Origin of the sequence: uncultured Psychrobacter sp. (assembly GCF_947500265.1) — a bacterium.
Lineage (GTDB): Bacteria > Pseudomonadota > Gammaproteobacteria > Pseudomonadales > Moraxellaceae > Psychrobacter.
Genome location: NZ_CANMRN010000007.1, coordinates 16,454 through 35,048 on the forward strand (window position 1 = coordinate 16,454; position 18,595 = coordinate 35,048).

Annotated in this window: 17 protein-coding genes; 7 read left to right on the forward strand and 10 right to left on the reverse strand. The window is 43.0% G+C overall.

The window, feature by feature from the left end:
• Window positions 1–42 precede the first annotated feature (42 nt).
• Complete coding sequence (locus tag Q0788_RS10465; protein ID WP_057758867.1) at window positions 43–498, forward strand: Lrp/AsnC family transcriptional regulator; 456 nt, start codon at window positions 43–45, stop codon at window positions 496–498.
• A 421-nt stretch (window positions 499–919) separates the two neighbouring features.
• Here the strand turns inward: Q0788_RS10465 and Q0788_RS10470 are convergent, their stop codons facing one another.
• From Q0788_RS10470 to groES, 3 genes are all read right to left on the reverse strand, one after another.
• Complete coding sequence (locus tag Q0788_RS10470; protein ID WP_298810397.1) at window positions 920–1,159, reverse strand: hypothetical protein; 240 nt, start codon at window positions 1,157–1,159, stop codon at window positions 920–922.
• A 595-nt stretch (window positions 1,160–1,754) separates the two neighbouring features.
• Complete coding sequence (gene groL, locus Q0788_RS10475) at window positions 1,755–3,404, reverse strand: chaperonin GroEL (protein ID WP_101204842.1); 1,650 nt, start codon at window positions 3,402–3,404, stop codon at window positions 1,755–1,757.
• Between the two features lie 123 nt (window positions 3,405–3,527).
• Window positions 3,528–3,818: a co-chaperone GroES gene (groES, locus tag Q0788_RS10480; RefSeq protein ID WP_057758860.1), complete on the reverse strand. Its 291-nt coding sequence runs from the start codon at window positions 3,816–3,818 to the stop codon at window positions 3,528–3,530.
• Between the two features lie 476 nt (window positions 3,819–4,294).
• On the opposite strand from groES, the gene Q0788_RS10485 reads away from it, so the two are divergent.
• Window positions 4,295–5,074, forward strand: a complete 780-nt coding sequence (locus tag Q0788_RS10485; protein WP_296207610.1) for a DUF3108 domain-containing protein — start codon at window positions 4,295–4,297, stop codon at window positions 5,072–5,074.
• Between the two features lie 110 nt (window positions 5,075–5,184).
• On the opposite strand, the gene Q0788_RS10490 is transcribed toward Q0788_RS10485, so the two are convergent.
• Together Q0788_RS10490 and wrbA are read right to left on the reverse strand one after the other, a co-directional pair.
• Window positions 5,185–5,634, reverse strand: coding sequence for a hypothetical protein (locus Q0788_RS10490; protein ID WP_298810399.1), 450 nt, complete (start codon window positions 5,632–5,634; stop codon window positions 5,185–5,187).
• A gap of 154 nt (window positions 5,635–5,788) precedes the next feature.
• Window positions 5,789–6,406, reverse strand: a complete 618-nt coding sequence (wrbA, locus tag Q0788_RS10495; RefSeq protein ID WP_298810400.1) for an NAD(P)H:quinone oxidoreductase — start codon at window positions 6,404–6,406, stop codon at window positions 5,789–5,791.
• A 256-nt stretch (window positions 6,407–6,662) separates the two neighbouring features.
• On the opposite strand from wrbA, the gene Q0788_RS10500 reads away from it, so the two are divergent.
• From Q0788_RS10500 to Q0788_RS10510, 3 genes are all read left to right on the forward strand, one after another.
• A complete protein-coding gene (locus Q0788_RS10500) occupies window positions 6,663–8,246 on the forward strand; it encodes a YihY/virulence factor BrkB family protein (RefSeq protein ID WP_298810402.1) in 1,584 nt (527 codons plus the stop codon).
• Window positions 8,239–9,855: a DUF2254 domain-containing protein gene (locus tag Q0788_RS10505; protein WP_298810404.1), complete on the forward strand. Its 1,617-nt coding sequence runs from the start codon at window positions 8,239–8,241 to the stop codon at window positions 9,853–9,855. The genes Q0788_RS10500 and Q0788_RS10505 overlap by 8 nt, the downstream gene beginning before the upstream one ends.
• Window positions 9,856–10,009: 154 nt before the next feature.
• Window positions 10,010–11,284, forward strand: a complete 1,275-nt coding sequence (locus Q0788_RS10510) for a sodium:proton antiporter (RefSeq protein ID WP_298810407.1) — start codon at window positions 10,010–10,012, stop codon at window positions 11,282–11,284.
• A gap of 78 nt (window positions 11,285–11,362) precedes the next feature.
• Here Q0788_RS10510 and Q0788_RS10515 read toward each other — a convergent pair whose 3' ends face one another.
• From Q0788_RS10515 to Q0788_RS10525, 3 genes are read right to left on the reverse strand one after another with little or no spacing between them, the layout of a single operon-like run.
• Window positions 11,363–11,911: a DUF2127 domain-containing protein gene (locus Q0788_RS10515; RefSeq protein WP_290177063.1), complete on the reverse strand. Its 549-nt coding sequence runs from the start codon at window positions 11,909–11,911 to the stop codon at window positions 11,363–11,365.
• On the reverse strand, window positions 11,904–13,115 hold the full coding sequence (locus tag Q0788_RS10520) for a dihydroorotase (RefSeq protein ID WP_298810415.1): 1,212 nt from the start codon (window positions 13,113–13,115) through the stop codon (window positions 11,904–11,906). The genes Q0788_RS10515 and Q0788_RS10520 overlap by 8 nt, the downstream gene beginning before the upstream one ends.
• Before the next feature lie 58 nt (window positions 13,116–13,173).
• Window positions 13,174–14,247 (reverse strand): aspartate carbamoyltransferase catalytic subunit, encoded by a 1,074-nt coding sequence (locus Q0788_RS10525; RefSeq protein WP_057758845.1) that lies wholly within the window; start codon window positions 14,245–14,247, stop codon window positions 13,174–13,176.
• A gap of 389 nt (window positions 14,248–14,636) precedes the next feature.
• On the opposite strand from Q0788_RS10525, the gene Q0788_RS10530 reads away from it, so the two are divergent.
• Both Q0788_RS10530 and Q0788_RS10535 read left to right on the forward strand, forming a co-directional pair.
• On the forward strand, window positions 14,637–15,620 hold the full coding sequence (locus Q0788_RS10530) for a class 1 fructose-bisphosphatase (protein ID WP_298810417.1): 984 nt from the start codon (window positions 14,637–14,639) through the stop codon (window positions 15,618–15,620).
• A gap of 105 nt (window positions 15,621–15,725) precedes the next feature.
• On the forward strand, window positions 15,726–16,520 hold the full coding sequence (locus tag Q0788_RS10535) for an RNA methyltransferase (protein WP_298810419.1): 795 nt from the start codon (window positions 15,726–15,728) through the stop codon (window positions 16,518–16,520).
• Window positions 16,521–16,726: 206 nt separating this feature from the next.
• Here Q0788_RS10535 and Q0788_RS10540 read toward each other — a convergent pair whose 3' ends face one another.
• Both Q0788_RS10540 and Q0788_RS10545 read right to left on the reverse strand, forming a co-directional pair.
• On the reverse strand, window positions 16,727–17,659 hold the full coding sequence (locus tag Q0788_RS10540; RefSeq protein WP_057758839.1) for an FAD-binding protein: 933 nt from the start codon (window positions 17,657–17,659) through the stop codon (window positions 16,727–16,729).
• Between the two features lie 152 nt (window positions 17,660–17,811).
• Window positions 17,812–18,561, reverse strand: a complete 750-nt coding sequence (locus Q0788_RS10545; RefSeq protein ID WP_298810420.1) for an electron transfer flavoprotein subunit beta/FixA family protein — start codon at window positions 18,559–18,561, stop codon at window positions 17,812–17,814.
• Between the last annotated feature and the right edge of the window lie 34 nt (window positions 18,562–18,595).

Consider the following 18,595-nt stretch of genomic DNA (forward strand, 5'->3'; position numbering starts at 1 on the left):
ATTAAATAAAAATTATTGGCTTAAAAATCCAAAAGGTAAATTATGGACAAAATCGATCGCCATATCTTGGAAGTGCTCCAAAAAGAAGCGCGCTTATCTACAGCCGAATTGTCCGAACGTATAGGGCTGTCGCCTTCTCCTTGCGCGCGACGCCTAAAACGTTTGGAGGACGAAGGCTATATAGAGAACTATCAAGCAAACGTAAATAAAGCCAAAGCAGGCATTGCGATGAGTTTCTTTGTGGAGGTCAGTCTCAACAGTCACCAAGAAGAATCTATCGCAGCCTTCGAACGCGCTCTGTCCAACATGGACGAGGTAATCAATGGACATGTGGTATCGGGTTCTTATGATTATTTGTTAGAAGTAGTAAGCCCCAATCTCGATGGCTATGAGCGGTTCACCCGTAAGCTACACAAGCTTGCTAGCGTAAAAGACATACATACTCATTTATCGGTGAGAAAGGTAATCAATAAGACGACTCTACCTATTTTTGTGTGAGATTCTTTTATACCGATTAGGAGAAAAATGTCTCGCTCGATTATTCGTGAGTAGCAAGGCCCATAATGAGTTCATTTGAATTTGACAGAATATTGCTATTATAAAGAAGTGTCTGATGATAAGACTTGGGTTTTTAGAAGAGATGCAACAGATTAATAGAGTATTTGATGAGCTTTAACTATAAAGCCCTAATATAGGAGATATTACTAGGGCTTTATTTTAGAGGGATAAGTAAGTCATTCATAGTAGGTAGCTTATTAACAATAGATTTGTATTCACCGTATTATAGGGAAATCTCAACTTCTATTTTGATTGGTCGTTTTAAATTGATGTTACTAATACTAAAAAACCCTACTAATTTTAGGAGGGTTTTTTAGTATTAGTGATTGGAAGCTCATAGATACGATATATTAGAGTAGAATTAATTACTACTCTCTTCAGTCGTGTCAGCACATCCTTTTCTACTGTATTGCGTTGAAACAGCTTCATATTTACCTTTCAAAAGAGCATAGTTAGACTGTAGTGTACCGTCCCCTCCCTCTAAAAAGAAAAGTGCAGGCCAAAACAGCACCAATCCAACGCCCATCTGCCATGCGTCAGCTGAGGCCTCTTTATCTACTTGGCCAGTAATAGTGGCCACTCTCTGCGATATATCTCTCATTTCATTTTCGAGAGCAGTACAACTAAGGCTAGCATATTCGTTTGGCGACACGTAGGTTATAGGAATCTTCGTAGATTTACTAGCGCAGCCACTCATAATTAAAGCTGTAACCATTACTACTAAAATGGCAGGTGAGTTAATGTTCAATAAATACTCCTTTTCTTAAATATATTGACTGTAAATGTATAAAGTAAAAAATAGTTTAGTTTTAACAGTGTGCATTATATACAAATAGAAATAGTTATGTAACATTTATTGATTTGCTGTATGAAATTTCCAATATAAAGATAAGAGTAACTAATTTGGAATTTATTTAATAAATCATGAAAATATTGAACTCCAACAAGTTAGCATATCGATTTTAATATTATCTGAGGATAAAACTTTCCAATAAACCAAACACAAAAAAGCCCTGCTATCTTTCGATAACAGAGCTTTTAATAGTTCAAACGCTTTCACAAAAATACTTACAACTCTAGTGAAAAAAGCTTTATGAGTTGACTAAAGCAGTACGACTAGGCAACCGAGTGAAGATTGTACTGATAGTACATCGAGCGAGGTTAACAACGTCGTACAAAGTTAGTCGAGGCATATATTACATCATGCCGCCCATTCCACCCATACCGCCCATTCCAGCACCGCCGCCCATAGCAGCCATACCGTCATCACCTTGCGGTAAGTCAGTGATCATAACTTCAGTCGTTAGCATTAAGCCTGCAACAGATGCAGCGTTTTCTAGTGCTGAACGAGCAACTTTAGCTGGATCAAGGATACCCATCTCTAGCATATCGCCATATTCGCCAGTCGCTGCGTTATAACCGTAGTTACCACTGCCACTCTTCACTTCGTTAACCACAACTGAAGCTTCTTCGCCAGCGTTGGTTACGATTTGACGTAGTGGTGCTTCCATCGCGCGACGTAGGATGTTCATACCAGCGTTTTGATCATCGTTATCACCGCGTAGTTCAGACAATGCATTCATCGCACGAACTAAGGCAACACCGCCGCCAGGTACAACGCCTTCTTCAACCGCTGCACGAGTTGCATGTAGCGCATCGTCAACACGGTCTTTCTTCTCTTTCATTTCTGTTTCGGTTGCTGCGCCGACTTTGATTACTGCTACGCCACCTGCCAGTTTAGCAACACGCTCTTGTAGCTTTTCTTTGTCATAGTCAGAAGTAGACTCTTCGATTTGACGGTTGATAGACTCAACACGATTTTCGATGTCAGCTTTGTTGCCAGCGCCATCAACAATAACAGTGTTTTCTTTACCGACAGTCACTTTCTTGGCAGTACCAAGTTGCTCTAGAGTAGCAGTCTCTAAGCTTAGGCCAATTTCTTCAGAGATTACAGTACCGCCAGTTAGCGTTGCGATGTCTTCAAGCATTGCTTTACGACGATCGCCGAAACCTGGCGCTTTGACAGCACAAGTTTTCAAGCCGCCACGCATGTTGTTTACAACTAGTGTTGCCAACGCTTCATTTTCTACATCTTCAGCGATGATTAGCAACGGCTTGCTCTGCTGCATTACTTGCTCAAGTAATGGCACGATCTCACGGATGTTGCTGATTTTTTTGTCAACCAACAAGATATATGGGTTTTCAAATTCAGCAGTTAGGCTGTCTTGCTTGTTTGCGAAGTATGGGCTGATATAACCACGGTCAAACTGCATACCTTCTACAACTTCTAGGGTATCTTCGAAGCTTGAACCTTCTTCAACAGTGATAACGCCTTGCTTGCCTACTTTTTCCATCGCTTGCGAGATCAGTTCACCGATTTTGGTGTCTGAGTTTGCAGAGATAGAACCAACTTGAGCGATTGCTTTGTGATCGTCAGCTGGCGTTGACAGTTTATGAATTTCTTTAACCGCTTCACGTACCGCTTTGTCGATACCGCGCTTAAGATCCATTGGATTCATGCCAGCAGCAACTGACTTCATGCCTTCTTGTAGGATTGACTGAGCCAATACAGTCGCAGTGGTTGTACCATCACCAGCGACATCATTAGTGCGACTAGCTACTTCACGTACCAACTGTGCACCCATGTTTTCAAATTTGTTTTCTAGCTCGATTTCTTTGGCAACTGAAACACCATCTTTAGTGATGGTAGGTGCGCCAAATGATTTATCGATAACAACGTTACGACCTTTAGGGCCTAATGTTACACGTACTGCGTTTGCTAGAACGTTTACGCCGTCCATCATTTGTTTACGGGCATCAATGCCGAATTTTACGTCTTTTGCCATGTTAAATTACTCCACTATTATAAGTATGAGAATACAATTGATTGATTTGATAGTTGCTTATCAAAAGCGATTATCAGAAACTGCTATCAAAATGCGCTGAGTATAAAATAATACTCAAAAGGACTAGCCTTCTAGCACACCCAATACATCAGACTCTTTCATAATCAATAGTTCTTCACCGTCAACCTTTACGGTTTGACCAGCATATTGACCGAACAAAACTTTGTCGCCAGCTTTTACATCTAACGCACGAGTTTCACCGTTGTCACGAACTTGACCATTACCAACTGCAAGCACTTCACCTTGTGAAGGTTTCTCTTGTGCTGAACCAGGAAGCAAGATACCACCAGCAGTCTTTGTTTCTTCTTCTATGCGGCGGACGACAATACGGTCATGTAAAGGACGAATGTTCATCGATATGACTCCAAAAGTTGGTTAATAAAATTAAGGGTTTATTTGAATTAATGGTCTCAATACCAGTATCTATAGGGAACACTGCCAAAAACAACGCTTTATAGATAAGCCTTGAGCTTGTAACAAAAAGTGGGGGCAAGGTGAGTTCGGTTCAAGTGTAAAGCCCAAAAATTTACAAGATTATTTTGCAAAAATTGATCAACCAACATCTAATATCGATGCTTTACGTTTAATAAAGCCGCTATGCTATTCAAATAAGGACAAGAAGTAAGAATATTTAAAATATTAGTGAGCTGAATTTATATTTTGACCAATGCCAAATTAACTATAGAAACATTTGCTACAAGCACTACACGAAGCGGTATGACACCACGCTTGAAAATGTAACAGCGTATGACCATTATAGGTCTGGTAAACATAATAAGAACGAACGAAAAAAATTGCTATATCGGCAATAAATTAATGAAGGGGTATCTATGAGTTTTTCATCAATGCACAAAAAGTCATCAAGCGACAATGTTGATAATGCTAATAACGCAAAACGCAGTCCATCTAAATTTTTATCTGCCTTAGTAACAGGCATCAGTATCTCTACCGTTGGAGCTTTGAGTATGACCGCACCTACCCTTGCCAGCGCAAAAACCGTCCAACCATCAACTGCCGATTATAGTTTTACCGTTGAGGACAAATACAAAGGCACAGCAACTCGTACGCTAAGCAAATCTGGTAATACGTGGAAATATAATGTCAAGGCTCGCGTCGCCGGTGTGGCTAGTGCCTCGCAAAACAGTACTTTTACGCTTAATGGTAATAATGTCAGTCCCACACAGGCAAGCACTACGTACAAACTACTTGGCATGGGTCGCACACATAAACTAGACTTTAACCCAAGCAGCAAAAAAGTCACCAGTAACTATAAGGGCAAGTCGACGACTATGAACATGTCGCAACAAGCCTTTGATGATTTGAGCCTTGAGGTACAGATTCGTCAGGATTTATTAAACGGTAAGTTCTCTGGTAATTACTACATGGCAAAAAAAGACAAAATCGAGAAGACGCCATTTAAAAAATCAGGCAGCACTAAAATTACCGTACCAGCGGGTACCTTTGATACGGTACGTGTTGACCGCGTCCACGATGACGATAGCCGCTCTACCAGCTTTTGGTTAGCCCCAAGCTTGGACTATATGCCAGTTAAAGTTAGCCAAATTAACGATGGTAAGAAAATGGATTTAGAATTAACTAAGATTAATTAATCTACTTATCTTGAAAGTTATAAACAAAAAAGCGGCGCTCCAGATGGGGCGCCGCTTTTTTATGGTTTTAGATTAATGGATATAATTTATTAGGCTTCAGGTAAGTTTAATTATTGGCGAGGTTTCTTCACAACATTGTTCATCGAAGGCAGGCGTTTAAGCAGAATAAATAGCCAAACATTGATAGCAAGCAATAGTAAAAAATCCGCTAAATACACGGCGATTTCTGCCCAGCTACTGCCATATATACGAGTAAATAGCACCACGCCACTCGCGCCCAAATATACTAGGGTAAACATACTGCTTATCAACAACGCATAAGGTGAACGACCGCGCAATATCCATGGCGTCAAAATCAACGCTGGCACTAGCCATAACGCCTGCCAAGCAATACCGCCAACGATATCAGGGCTACTAGGATTAAAGATACTAATAAAGATAGGCAATCCGAGCAGTCTATAAACGAGCCAAATTAACCACGTAACCTTCAAGCGCTGTGCAATAGGTGCGATAGCCTTAACCGTTTTAAGAGGCTTTGTATTAGAGCGAGTTGTGGCCATTAGATATTTTGACTTCCTAAATGAATAATATACTGCTGAATGTGAATAAGTAGCTCTTTGTTATAACCACTTGCTTATAATCAAGTGGTTATAAGCATTGAATCGTAGATTTTGAAACTTAGACGATTCTAGACAGCAGGTTTATAAAAGTTGCTTATAAGCTCCAATTAGCCTGTGCTAATGCAGCCGCAGTAATCGCTAAACGGCGACCCTGCGCAATACCCAAATCTCGTTCGTCAGTAGATATAGGCTGATCATGCGATGCACCGCTGACATGGCTAGCACCATAAGGCGTGCCGCCGCGATGAGTACGGTTCAATGCTGGCTCTGCATAGGGCACACCTACGATGACCATACCGTGATGCATCAACGGCAACATCATCGTCAATAATGTCGTTTCTTGGCCACCATGCATGGAACCTGTCGCCGTAAACACCGATGCAGGCTTGTTCTGTAGGTTCCCTGCCAGCCATAAGGTCACAGTATTATCCCAAAAATACTTCATGGGTGCGGCCATATTACCAAAGTGCGTTGGGCTACCAAGCGCTAGACCGCTACAGTCCTTAAGATCGTCCATCGTACAGTACAAGTCACCCTCATCAGGTATCGCAGGCTTACTTGACGTGGTTTCAGGTGCCACTGTCGGTACCGTACGGATACGCGCCGACATGCCAGCATCTTCAATACCTTGAGCGATAGCATATGCTAATGTCTTAGTCGTACCGTAATTAGAATAATAAAGCACCAAAACATAAGGGTCGGTCTGACTCATTAGCAAAGCTTCCTTATAAAATCGTTAGTCGTACTAGCCACCAAAAATGCGGCGAAATATACGACTAACTGGCATTGTAGAATATGTGCACATTATGCCCGAGTCATTCACTGTCATGCAAATAACCATGATTGATATCCTGACTTATATTGTATCTGATGTGCTACGCGGTGCATTTTGACACAATTAAACCGCAGATGATAACCGTTCATCTTTGTTACACTATTGTCACTCTTACTTCTGCTTAATGGTCGACATGGAAAAATTATCTCAAAAACTCCCGTTTTTACAGCAGCGCTGGTTTCAGTTCTTACGGTTTTTGACTCGGCATTTTTTTGAAGATAATTGCCAGCAAAAGGCAGCTTCACTGACATACACCACTATGCTATCGATCGTACCGGTATTAACGGTATTACTGATGATTTTGTCATCCGTACCAGCACTCGCATCGGTTAGAGCTCAGATTTATGACGTCATTTATAGCAATCTGTTGCCGCAGTCGAGCATGCAAGTTAGCGAGTATATTAATAGCTTTGCTGAAAAGTCATCCAATCTAACCATCATCGGTGCCATGATTTTGTTCTTTACGACTATCATGACCTTGACCACTATCGAGCGCGCGTTTAACCAGATTTGGCGAGTAGAAGACCGCTCTGGTGGCATCAAAAGCATGCTGCGTTATTGGACTATCGTTACCCTAGGGCCGCTGGTGTTGGGTACCGCTTTTATCGCTTCAAGTACCGTACAGAGTCTGAGCTTTCTCAATCGTCAAATTGCAGGCTACGGTATCGACTGGAGTTTTTGGGTACAAATGGCATCGATTGGTATTACGATGGCGGGCTTTATCGGTATGTACTGGTTTATTCCAAAGGCGCGCGTACCAGCAAAAAATGCAGCCATCGCTGGCGTGTTCGTGGCCATTGTCTTTGAATTAATGAAACATCTGTTTGGTACAGTGATGGCTAACTTTACCAGCTACGAAGCGATTTATGGCGCTTTTGCCGCATTGCCTATCTTTCTACTATGGATTTATCTGTCGTGGAATTTGATTTTATTAGGCGTTGAAATCAGTTATACCTTGACGATTTTTGAGACAGAAGAAGTCTACCCTCGTCACCCGTTACTCAGCTTGTTAGACATGTTGAATTTGGTTTATACCCACCACTTAAAAGGTGAAGCTGTTAGCGAGCAAGCACTGCGTAATGTCTTAGGTCGCAAAGAGCTGCCAAAATGGTATACCTATATCAACTACCTACAAGACAGCAATCTGATTACCATGACAGATGATGACGACTATGTACTCAAAAGAGACCTGAGTAGGATGACGTTATGGGACTTTTATCGTACCTTGCCCTACCCACTTCCTATCAAGGACGAGTTGGATGAGATGAAATTGGAAGGTCAAAAGCCTTGGCTAAGTTTACTGGTAAAACGCTTTGAAAATACTGAGGCGTACGCCAAACAGCAACTGCATCTGCCGCTAAATGCTATCTTTGCCAATAGCGAACCGCGTAAACAATCTAACAGTAAGCATAGCGATGACCATAAATTATTTAGAAAAACCTCTGCCGCCACTGAAAATGTACAACGACATGATAATCTAGATAGACATAATGAGAATATTTATAACGGTAATGATTCAAATATTGAAGCCTCACCGCACCTAGAGCCTATGGCTTATGATAAAGACAGTGATATTGAGTATGACGATCACGACAATGAAGCCATCATACCTCTAGGGACTAGTGAGAGTCATGCTGAGACAAATATGAGCAGACGTACGCACAAAAACGCTATTATTACAGAAGCAGATAACCCTAAGGCTCATCACAGTGAATAAAAATGATGGAGACAGTGTCTGGACACGTACGATCAATGCAGGTCAAAACAGGCTTAAGCAGTTCACTAAGTTGTGGTCAATACAAACGCTGACCGACTTGCCTGATCGCTTAAATAACTTGTGGCAATGGCTGATTGGCTCTTATTGGTTTATTCCAACCGCTTGTGTCATCGTCGGTATTTTGCTTGCTCCTTTACTAGTCGCGATTGATCAGCATTTTGATCGTGAAACGGTAAAAGAGATATCCTTTGCCTTTACTGGTGATGACGAGGCGGCGCGCGCGATTATGACAGCCATCGCTGGTGCGGTATTGGGCGTGGCCGGTACGACATTTTCGATTACGATCGCCGTCCTGTCGATGGCATCCTCACAGTTTGGCCCAAGACTGCTACGTAACTTTTTGACTGATACCCCAAACCAGTTTGTCCTTGGCGCTTTTATCGGTACATTTAGCTATAGCTTACTGGTACTAAAGTCGATCCATAAGTCTGACGTAGCTTTTGGTGTACCGCAATTGGCAGTGACTTTTGCCATTATTATGGCGATTATCTGTGCGCTGCTCTTGGTTTATTTTGTACAGCATATGGTGCATGCTATTCAGGCGTCACATGTCATTCAAAATGCTAGCAACGATGCAATTGCAAACATTTACTATTGGTATAACGATCGATGTGATATTCAACATCAACGCGATGCTGAGCACCATGATATCGAGCAGTTCCAGAACTGGCCTGCTATGCCAATTTATTCACCAAATTCAGGTTATTTACAGCAGATTTATCTTGAGTCATTGATTGCGCTGTCACAGGATTATGGTGGCGTGGTACAAATGCATGTCAACCTCGGTAATTACGTCACTGACAAAAACGTCATTGGCTACTTTTATCAGCGGCCTGCATCTCATCCAAATAATCGCCAAAGGACAGCAACACCGCATCTAGCAGTAATACCTAGAGCACCTGATGGACTGTTTTGGCAACGTCTTGCAGGTTGCCTACGACTTGAGCAACGATTGGCGCACTCTAACGACATTGCCTATAGCTTAGGTCAAATGACGGAGATTGCTGTACGCGCGTTATCCCCTGGTATCAATGATCCAAAGACTGCGGTCAATTGCGTCCAGTCTTTAACCAGCTGTCTGAGTATCATGATGCGTCGTCAGCCACCGAGCCCTTATCATTTTCACATACCGCAATCAGACACTAACGATAGCTCTGAAAATACTGTCAAACAGAAGCGACTGGCCATATTGGCACTAGTCACTCATATCCCCAAAATCTCTGATTTTATCAATGTATCACTCGGTGAGATACGTCGTTATGCAGCTGCTGACCTAATGGTCTTAAAAGCATTATGTCAGGCAATGGTCAATTTGAACTATGCACGAGTAAACAGCGCACAGCAGCAAACGCTATTACATGAATTGCATCTGATTCAGCGCGCCGGAGAAGAGAATTTAAATTATCAGGAGCTGGTCGATGACTTGGTCGCTATGTGCGAACAAGCCAAGCAATTTATCCTTGATAAAGATGCGCAGCACAAGCATTTTATTTATGTTAGTGAGTTTGAAGCCGATATTCGTCAAGCGTTACAGACACAGTCTAGTTAATGACATGACCAATTAATTGTTTAAATAAACGGCCGTATCAGACTTTATAAACACCTTACTTATAAGCACAACCCCTATAGCCAACAACACTTATAACGTCCCTATAAGCCCTGCGCTTTAGATACTTTTTATATTCATATGAGACCTACTTTTTATGGCATCTGCAACCAGCCTCACCATTCTAGAAATCAGCGCCATATTTTTGTCGATTACCGCTTCATTAACTTATATTAATCACCGTTTTATTGGTTTGCCGACCACTATCGGTGTCATGGTCATCTCTATCTTACTGTCAATCGGTGCGATATTTTTAGGCTTCTTAGGGTTTGATCAGCTGATTGATTACGAGGTCAGCTTACTGGAGCAGCTTGATTTTACCGAAGTACTCTTAGACGGTATGCTATCAATGTTGCTATTCGCAGGTGCATTACACGTTAATATTGGTGATTTAAGACGTTACAAGTTACCTATCGGCATCCTTGCCGGACTTGGTACGATCATATCAGCGATGCTCATTGCGACTGCGATTTACTTTATGCTGCCATTATTCGGTTTCGGCTTACCGTTTCTCTGGTGCCTGTTATTTGGTGCGCTTATCTCCCCTACCGATCCTATTGCTGTCATGGGCATTCTCTCATCAGCAGGCGCTCCAAAGAGTATCGAGACTGTCATCGCTGGCGAGTCATTGTTCAATGATGGTATCGGCGTGGTCATCTTCGTTTTATTGCTAGGAATTTTATCTAGCGGCGATATTCCTACTGCCAACTATGTCGCACATACATTAGCGGTTGAAGCTGGTGGCGGCGTTGTATTCGGACTGGTACTTGGTGCGATTTTGTACTACTTGCTCAAGAGCATTGATAGCTATCAAGAAGAAGTACTATTAACATTAGCGGGCGTCATCGGTGGCTATGCACTGGCCAGCCATTGGCATTTATCAGGGCCACTCGCCATGGTCATGATGGGTCTGATGGTTGGTAATCGTGGTCGAGAGCTAGCCATGAGTGATAAGACACGGCACTATATTGACTTGTTCTGGGAATTGATTGACGAGATTTTAAACGCCATTCTATTTGTGCTCATCGGTCTAGAAGTTGTGATGATTGCTTATTCAGGCAATTTATTTATTGCTAGTGGTTTGACCATTTTGATTGCGCTCATTGCACGGTTTATCGTGGTAGGTATGACGACCAAGACTTTTCATCGTCAGCTTGATTTGCCTACGGGCGCATGGAAAGTCCTGACATGGGGCGGTTTACGCGGAGGTATCTCAGTCGCGCTAGTATTACAGTTACCTATCGGAGCTGAACGAGAGATTCTATTAGCACTCACTTATGCAGTGGTGATTTTCTCTATCTTGGTACAAGGTCTGAGCGTTGGAAAAGTCGCTAAAAGCATTCGTACAGATGAAAAAACAGTAGAAGTATAAGCCAAAAATATAGCAGGCACAAAAAATCCAGCATGAGATACTTGTCTTATGCTGGATTTTTCAACTTAAATTTAAACGTTATATCAAGCCCTTTCGTTTCATATTACGATAAACCACAATAATAATGAGCAGATTAGAAACCAATATCCCAAGCTTAAACCAGTCAAACGGGCTAACGATCAGATAGTAGATTTCTATAGGAATAAATACTCCGTAGCCTAGTACCCCAAACCAATACGCCCATGTTTTGTCATGCCATAAGCCATATGCTTCTAGGAAGCGCAAACTGGCATAAGCGAATATCAATAATAAAAACATCGGCCAGTTTTTACTTGCTTGCTGAGCAATACGTACGGCACTATCGATTTGCGGGGCAAGCATATGGCCGAAGCTGCGCTGCCAAGTAACCGTTGCGGTCGTCAGCCAATGCTCAAGATTGGTATGCCACCACCATAATGCCCCTGCTCCTAGTAACGCACCAACACCTTTTACTACCTCATAAATGGCCACTGCTTTGATAGACTCACTCGCCGTACTACGCGATTTTTCTTGCTGACCATTCATAGTAACCCCTTTATCCTTCGAGGATGGCGGCAGACGGTCATCCTGTCGGGGCAAATTAGCCAAAGAATGTCTCCACAACACGTCCTTGCAACTGCTGATTGAAAAACGGCGTGTTCTTACCACTCGATAGCATAGATTGCGCGGTTACTTGCCACTCAAGGTTAGGATCGACTAATACTGCACCGCCGATAGCTTCATACTGCTCACTGATACCAGCGATTTTTGCAGGATTCAGGCAGATTTTGTCTACCAGTTGCGAGAGTGTTAATACCTCATCATTGACCAGCTGACAAGCCAACGCCATAAACGTATCGAAGTTTGAAATACCTGGCGTACTTTCAGCAAATGGTGCTTTTTTGGCGGTGCTACTTAGTGGCTCGTGATGACTACAAATAGCATCGATAGTGCCATCTTTTAATCCACGGCGAATTGCCTGCTGGTCAGTATTACTACGTAGCGGTGGCAACACATATGCCTGAGCATTAAAGCCTTCAAGGTTATCATCAGTTAAATACAGCTGATGCATCGCAACATCACACGTAACAGGCAAGCCTTTATCTTTTGCCCAGCGCATAAGCTCAATCGAAGACTTACATGATAACTGGCTAAAATGAGCAGCGATTCCAGTCTCTTCAACCATCAGCAGCTGCGTAGACAATGCAACAGTTTCCGCAATCCAAGGAATCCCTTGCAGACCATGATAAGAAGCAATATAGCCCTCATGTGCCACGCCATCTCCAGACAGACTTGGCTCATCAGGATAAAAGAATACTTTCATACCAAAAGTCGCCGCGTATTCTAGTGTACGTAGCAATACTAAGTCATTACGAAAAGGTCTACGCGCATTAGATACCGCAATACAGCCGCCCTTCTTAAGCCCTGCGATATTAGACGGTCGTTCGCCCTCTAACCCTGTGGTCAATGCACCCAAAATATGCAAGTAAATCCCGCCATCACTCAAGGCGCGCTCACGTAAACCTTTCAAGAGTGAGCCGTTTTCTAAAATAGGATTGGTGTCAGGCGGTGTGACTACATGCAAGAACCCATTACCACGTGCAGCACTGCCTTCTGATTTTAGCGTACCGTGTTGCTGTTGGCCTGGCTCACGCAAGCGCGCGCATAGATCTACTAGTGGTGGTAATAACCACATTTCACGGCCAGAATCGAGTGTAGACAGTTTTTCTGTTGCAGTTTGCGGCAATGCATCTTTAAATGCTTTTGGTAAATGGTCAAGAATGGGTGCATCCGTATTAAGCATGGTAGACATAACGTTATTACCGTATCAATAAAATGAAATAAATGAGAATAAGTCGCGCGGCAGCCTGTTACTTACCAGCCGCTTGATGAGCACGTTGACCTTCCATCGCAAGTGATAAGACTGCCATTCTAATAGCAATACCGTTATTTACCTGCTTTAAGATAACGGATTGTGCGCCATCAGCCACACTAGAGGCAATCTCAACACCGCGGTTCATCGGCCCTGGATGCATCACCAATGCATCTGGCTTGGCAAGCGCTACTCGCTCTGGCGTGATCCCATAATGCTTATAGTATTCACTTGATGATGCCAATAGCGGCGAACCAATACGCTCATTTTGTATTCTTAAGCCCATGATCACATCACAATCGGTGACACACTCGTCCATGTTTTCGTATACCTGCACACCGAAACGTTCGATACCTTTGGGCAGTAGAGTACGCGGCGCACAAACACGGATGTCTGTCACACCTAGCGTTTGCAGTGCACTGATATCGGAGCGTGCCACGCGTGAATGCTTAATATCACCAACGATTGCGATAGACAGCTCTTCAAATGGGCGCGGCGCTTCACGGTGAATAGTCAACATGTCGAGCATTCCCTGAGTAGGATGCGCATGCCAGCCATCACCACCATTAATGATAGCGATATCAGGCGTCACTTCTGTCGCCATAAAATGCGCGGCACCTGATGCTGAATGGCGTACTACAAAGATATCCGCGGTCATTGCCTGTAGATTCCACAGCGTATCACGCAGACTCTCGCCTTTTTTGGTACTAGAACGTTCGATATCGATATTGAGTACATTGGCACCCAAGCGTTTTTCTGCCACCTCGAATGTCGTCCGGGTACGAGTCGATGGTTCGAAAAACAAATTCATGACCGTATAGCCGTCTAACTCAGGACGATTGATTAGCTGTCCATTTTCATCAAAGAAAGTCTCTGCTTTTGCGATAATAGCTTTGAGCTGTGCTTTATTAAGACCTTCAACACCTAAAAAATGCCTAATACTGCCATCAGTGTTGAGCTGCGGACGACTCAATGAGGTATTGAGTCTTTGATGAATCGTACTGGGATCAAATTTTGCATAATCAGTCGGTGAGACTGGTTGTGTAGCGCTACTATCGATAGAATTTGACATAATGGCGAGTCTTTATTGTGGGTTTATATGAGTCTATAGTAATCACTTATTCATCTTTGTTCGATCATTTATCACTGATAGGCATAGATACAAAGGACTTTTTGACGCTTATTTGCTACAATTTACCGTAATCAAACTCGACCAAAAAATAGCCTCAGCAGACAATCAGAAAGCGTGAGTAGACATGCTGTATTCTCATAGAGAATAATTCTGACAAAACTATAAATGAATAACAATAGATATAGTGTAGCCGATTTTGTGGTCGGGACAAAGATGCCGTATTAGCTATTTAAGAATTTACCTATTTCAGGTGTGCGAAACGCCACCTACTTCTTTACTTTGACACCTATCCATTCTTTTACTTTCCATATCATTTATTAGGAAGCCTTATGACGACCTTAGCAGATTATCTAAACCAACATGCCACTAGCCCTGCACTTAACGACGTGATTACCACTGTCACTGATGTCGGTAAGACGATTTCACAATTGCTCAGAAAAGGCGCTTTAGCAGACATTTTGGGCGAAGCGGGTAATCAAAACGTCCAAGGCGAAGATCAGAAAAAACTAGACGTACTGGCCAATGACTTATTGCTAGATGCATTGGCAAAAAACACGCACTGTGCAGGCGTTGCTTCAGAAGAGCTCGATGACGCGACTCCTGCTAATGACGATGGTAGCCTATTGGTGTTATTTGACCCATTAGATGGCTCATCAAATATTGATATCAATATGGCAGTAGGTACGATTTTTTCTGTTCTGCCATATGAGCGCCAAGGTCAAACCAGTGAAAACAGCGACTATCTACAGGCAGGTAACAAACAGCTAGCAGCCGGTTATCTGCTATATGGTACCTCTACTGTCCTAGCGCTAACCATCGCTGATAAAGTCGTTATGTTTAGCCTAGATCCAGAGACGTCTGACTATGTGTTGATAGAAGACAACGTGCAAATCGATGCCGATACGAGCGAATATGCTATCAATAGCTCAAACTATCGCTACTGGCGTGCACCGATGCAGCAGTACATTGATGAGTTAATCGCTGGCGAGACTGGGGTACGTGGACGCGATTTCAATACACGCTGGGTAGCCGCCATGGTTGGTGACGTCCATCGTATTTTATGCCGAGGTGGTCTGTTCACTTATCCGTTTGATACCAAATACGCTCATAAAGCGGGTAAACTACGCTTGATGTATGAAGCCAACCCAATGAGCCTATTGATTGAGCGCGCGGGTGGCGGTGCGACAGACGCTATCAATCGTATCTTAGATATCGAACCGACTGATATCCATCAACGTGTCCCTGTGGTACTCGGTAGTAAAAACGAAGTCAATTATGTGAAAGACTTACACGTCAATTATTCTGAAAAATAATTGATTGACGCACTTGTTAAGAACAGCCAGCAGAATGCTAAATTAATCATAGGTGTTATGCTGGCTATCTAAACGACTCCTTTACTCTTCTCTAAGCGATCCACTATGGTATTAAATCCCACCGAGCTGATTACCTCAGATAAGAACACAACAGTGAAGCTTGTAAAAGCACTGTTGTCCCAAGCACGCCAGCGTAAAAAGAACGGTCAGACAGTCATAGAAGGTGTCCATTTGATAGATGCTGCACTGCGTAGTGACTATCCTTTCGTCCAGATACTACTGTCTGAGTCAGCGCGTAGCCACCCTGAAGTTCAGCAGGTATTGACTCGCCTGCCCACTTATACGCCTATCCTCACTTTGTCAGACTCACTCTATGAGAGTATCCGCAGTTTGGGTACAGGCATCGATATTATGGCCGTCATTAAAATACCAACGCCTAGCTTATCGATGATCAATGAAGACTGCCTAATCTTGAACGACGTGCAGGATAGCGGTAATGTCGGTACGCTACTACGCACAGCAGCAGCCGTTGGTATCCGCAACATCCTATGCACCAGTGCGACCGCTCAAGCGTGGTCTCCCAAGACGCTACGAGCAGGTATGGGTGCACAGTTTGCACTGACTATTTATGAAGGCTTGAGTACGCAAAATATTTTAAATCATGTACAAGTGCCGCTTTTGGCAACTAGCTCACATACAGATACTATCATTTACAATCACGATTTATCTGCGCCTGTGGCATGGATTATGGGTCACGAAGGCCAAGGCGTTAGCGACGAGCTAATGCAATGTGCCACGCCGATAGCATTACCGCAGCCAAACGGGCAAGAGAGCTTAAATGTAGCAATTGCAGGCTCTTTGTGTCTGTATGAGACCTTGCGCCAAAGACAATACTCTTAGCCTCAATTTATAACTACTATCAAAACCCTATCTATCAAGCGTAAAAAAACCCACTACCAATTGATAGTGGGTTTTTTATCATACGTCTACTACTGATATAGTCAAAGAAATCTAAAACAGATACAAAGCAGCCGACTGCAGATTGTACAAGTAGTACATCTAAGGAGGGTAACGCCGTAGCCGTTTAGTAGTTCTGTGACTATACATTAAACCTTGCTAGTAAGCTCAGGTAGTGCTTCGAACAAATCAGCTTCTAAGAAGTAGTCAGCAACGCTAGCGATAGGTGCTTCTGGGTCATTGTTGATAGCAACGATGACTTTAGAATCTTTCATACCAGCCAAATGCTGAATCGCGCCTGAGATGCCAGCTGCGATATATAGCTGCGGTGCAACGATTTTACCCGTTTGACCGACCTGCATATCGTTTGGTACATATCCTGCGTCAACAGCAGCACGTGATGCACCAACAGCAGCGCCTAGCTTGTCAGCCAATGGCTCAATGTACTTGGTGAAGTTTTCACCGTTTGCCAAGGCACGACCACCAGAAACAACAATACCAGCTGACGTCAATTCTGGACGATCAGACTTAGCCATTTCTTCGTTAACGAAACTAGCTTTGCCAGTTTCTTGTACATTGTCGATAGTTTCAACAGTAGCTGAACCGCCTTCGCTTGCCACTGGGTCAAACGCAGTGGTACGTACTGTTAGTACCACTTTGTCTTCTGTGGTTTTTACTGTTGCAGTTGCATTACCTGCATAGATAGGACGTTCAAACGTTTGCGCATCTACCACACCTGAGATTTCAGACAGCATGCTTACGTCAAGTAACGCAGCAACACGTGGCATAAAGTTTTTGCCAGTCGTGGTCGCAGCCGCTAGGATATGGCTGTAATCACCAGCGATATCAGCAACCAATAGCGCCACGTTACCTGCCAATTGATGCTCATAAGCAGCATTGTCAGCCAATAGTACTTTAGTCACGCCTTCTGCTTTTGCCGCTTCATCAGCAACAGCTTGGCTACCACTACCAGCAACCAATACATGGATATCATCACCCATTTGTTTAGCAGCAGCGATGGTGTTTAAAGTTGCCTTTTTTAGACTGGCATTGTCATGTTCTGCATATACCAAAATTGCCATGGTTTTAGTCCTTTATATATTCGTATTATCTATTCATGCGGTTGTTTGTGTACAAAGCTACGTAAGCAAATATCGCTTAATATAGGATAAAGCAGTCAAATTCATAGCCTTGTACAGGATATGCCGTAGCGAAGTATCCAATCATTAAAACATTAAATGACTTTTGCTTCGTTTCTTAGCTTATCGACCAACTCATCAACTGACCCTACTGTAATACCAGCTTTACGGTCAGCAGGTGGCACGACTTTAATAATCTCTTGCTTAGATGTCATATCAACACCGAAATCTGCTGGCGTTTTCTCATCAAGTGGTTTTTTCTTCGCTTTCATGATGTTAGGCAATTTAGCATAACGTGGCTCATTCAAACGTAGATCAGTCGTGATAACTGCTGGCAAATCAAGAGCAACAGTTTGTAGGCCGCCATCGATTTCACGCGTTACGTTCACTTTGTTGCCTTCAACTTTCACTTCTGATGCGAACGTACCCTGACCGATACCCATCAATGCCGCCAGCATCTGACCAGTTTGGTTGTTGTCATCATCAATCGCTTGCTTACCTAATAAGATAATATCAGTGCTTTCAGCTTCGGCGATACTTTTTAGAATCTTAGCAACTTGTAGTGGATATGGTTTTTCGTCACTTACGACTAACACACCACGGTCAGCACCTAGCGCTAGGGCTGCACGAATCTGCTCTTGTGACTCTTTTGGACCGATTGAAGCAACAATGATCTCATCAATGACGCCAGCTTCTTTTAGACGAACCGCTTCTTCTACCGCGATTTCATCAAAAGGGTTGATTGACATTTTAGTGTTTGATAAGTCAACGCCAGAGTTGTCGGCTTTTACACGAACTTTTACGTTATAATCAATGACACGCTTGACCGCTACTAATGCTTTCATACGTTCCTCGTTTATTAATGTTATGAGTTAAAAA

What these genes read in the sequence shown, in the direction of transcription:
- Q0788_RS10470 (WP_298810397.1), bottom strand. Translation starts at nt 1,159, where the DNA reads ATGAGAGATATATCGCAGAGAGTGGCCACTATTACTGGCCAAGTAGAT.
- Q0788_RS10525 (WP_057758845.1), bottom strand. Translation starts at nt 14,247, where the DNA reads ATGTCAAATTCTATCGATAGTAGCGCTACACAACCAGTCTCACCGACT.
- Q0788_RS10540 (WP_057758839.1), bottom strand. Translation starts at nt 17,659, where the DNA reads ATGGCAATTTTGGTATATGCAGAACATGACAATGCCAGTCTAAAAAAG.
- groES (WP_057758860.1), bottom strand. Translation starts at nt 3,818, where the DNA reads ATGAACATTCGTCCTTTACATGACCGTATTGTCGTCCGCCGCATAGAA.
- Q0788_RS10500 (WP_298810402.1), top strand. Translation starts at nt 6,663, where the DNA reads ATGGAAAAATTATCTCAAAAACTCCCGTTTTTACAGCAGCGCTGGTTT.
- Q0788_RS10545 (WP_298810420.1), bottom strand. Translation starts at nt 18,561, where the DNA reads ATGAAAGCATTAGTAGCGGTCAAGCGTGTCATTGATTATAACGTAAAA.
- Q0788_RS10520 (WP_298810415.1), bottom strand. Translation starts at nt 13,115, where the DNA reads ATGTCTACCATGCTTAATACGGATGCACCCATTCTTGACCATTTACCA.
- groL (WP_101204842.1), bottom strand. Translation starts at nt 3,404, where the DNA reads ATGGCAAAAGACGTAAAATTCGGCATTGATGCCCGTAAACAAATGATG.
- wrbA (WP_298810400.1), bottom strand. Translation starts at nt 6,406, where the DNA reads ATGAGTCAGACCGACCCTTATGTTTTGGTGCTTTATTATTCTAATTAC.
- Q0788_RS10465 (WP_057758867.1), top strand. Translation starts at nt 43, where the DNA reads ATGGACAAAATCGATCGCCATATCTTGGAAGTGCTCCAAAAAGAAGCG.
- Q0788_RS10535 (WP_298810419.1), top strand. Translation starts at nt 15,726, where the DNA reads ATGGTATTAAATCCCACCGAGCTGATTACCTCAGATAAGAACACAACA.
- Q0788_RS10490 (WP_298810399.1), bottom strand. Translation starts at nt 5,634, where the DNA reads ATGGCCACAACTCGCTCTAATACAAAGCCTCTTAAAACGGTTAAGGCT.
- Q0788_RS10510 (WP_298810407.1), top strand. Translation starts at nt 10,010, where the DNA reads ATGGCATCTGCAACCAGCCTCACCATTCTAGAAATCAGCGCCATATTT.
- Q0788_RS10530 (WP_298810417.1), top strand. Translation starts at nt 14,637, where the DNA reads ATGACGACCTTAGCAGATTATCTAAACCAACATGCCACTAGCCCTGCA.
- Q0788_RS10485 (WP_296207610.1), top strand. Translation starts at nt 4,295, where the DNA reads ATGAGTTTTTCATCAATGCACAAAAAGTCATCAAGCGACAATGTTGAT.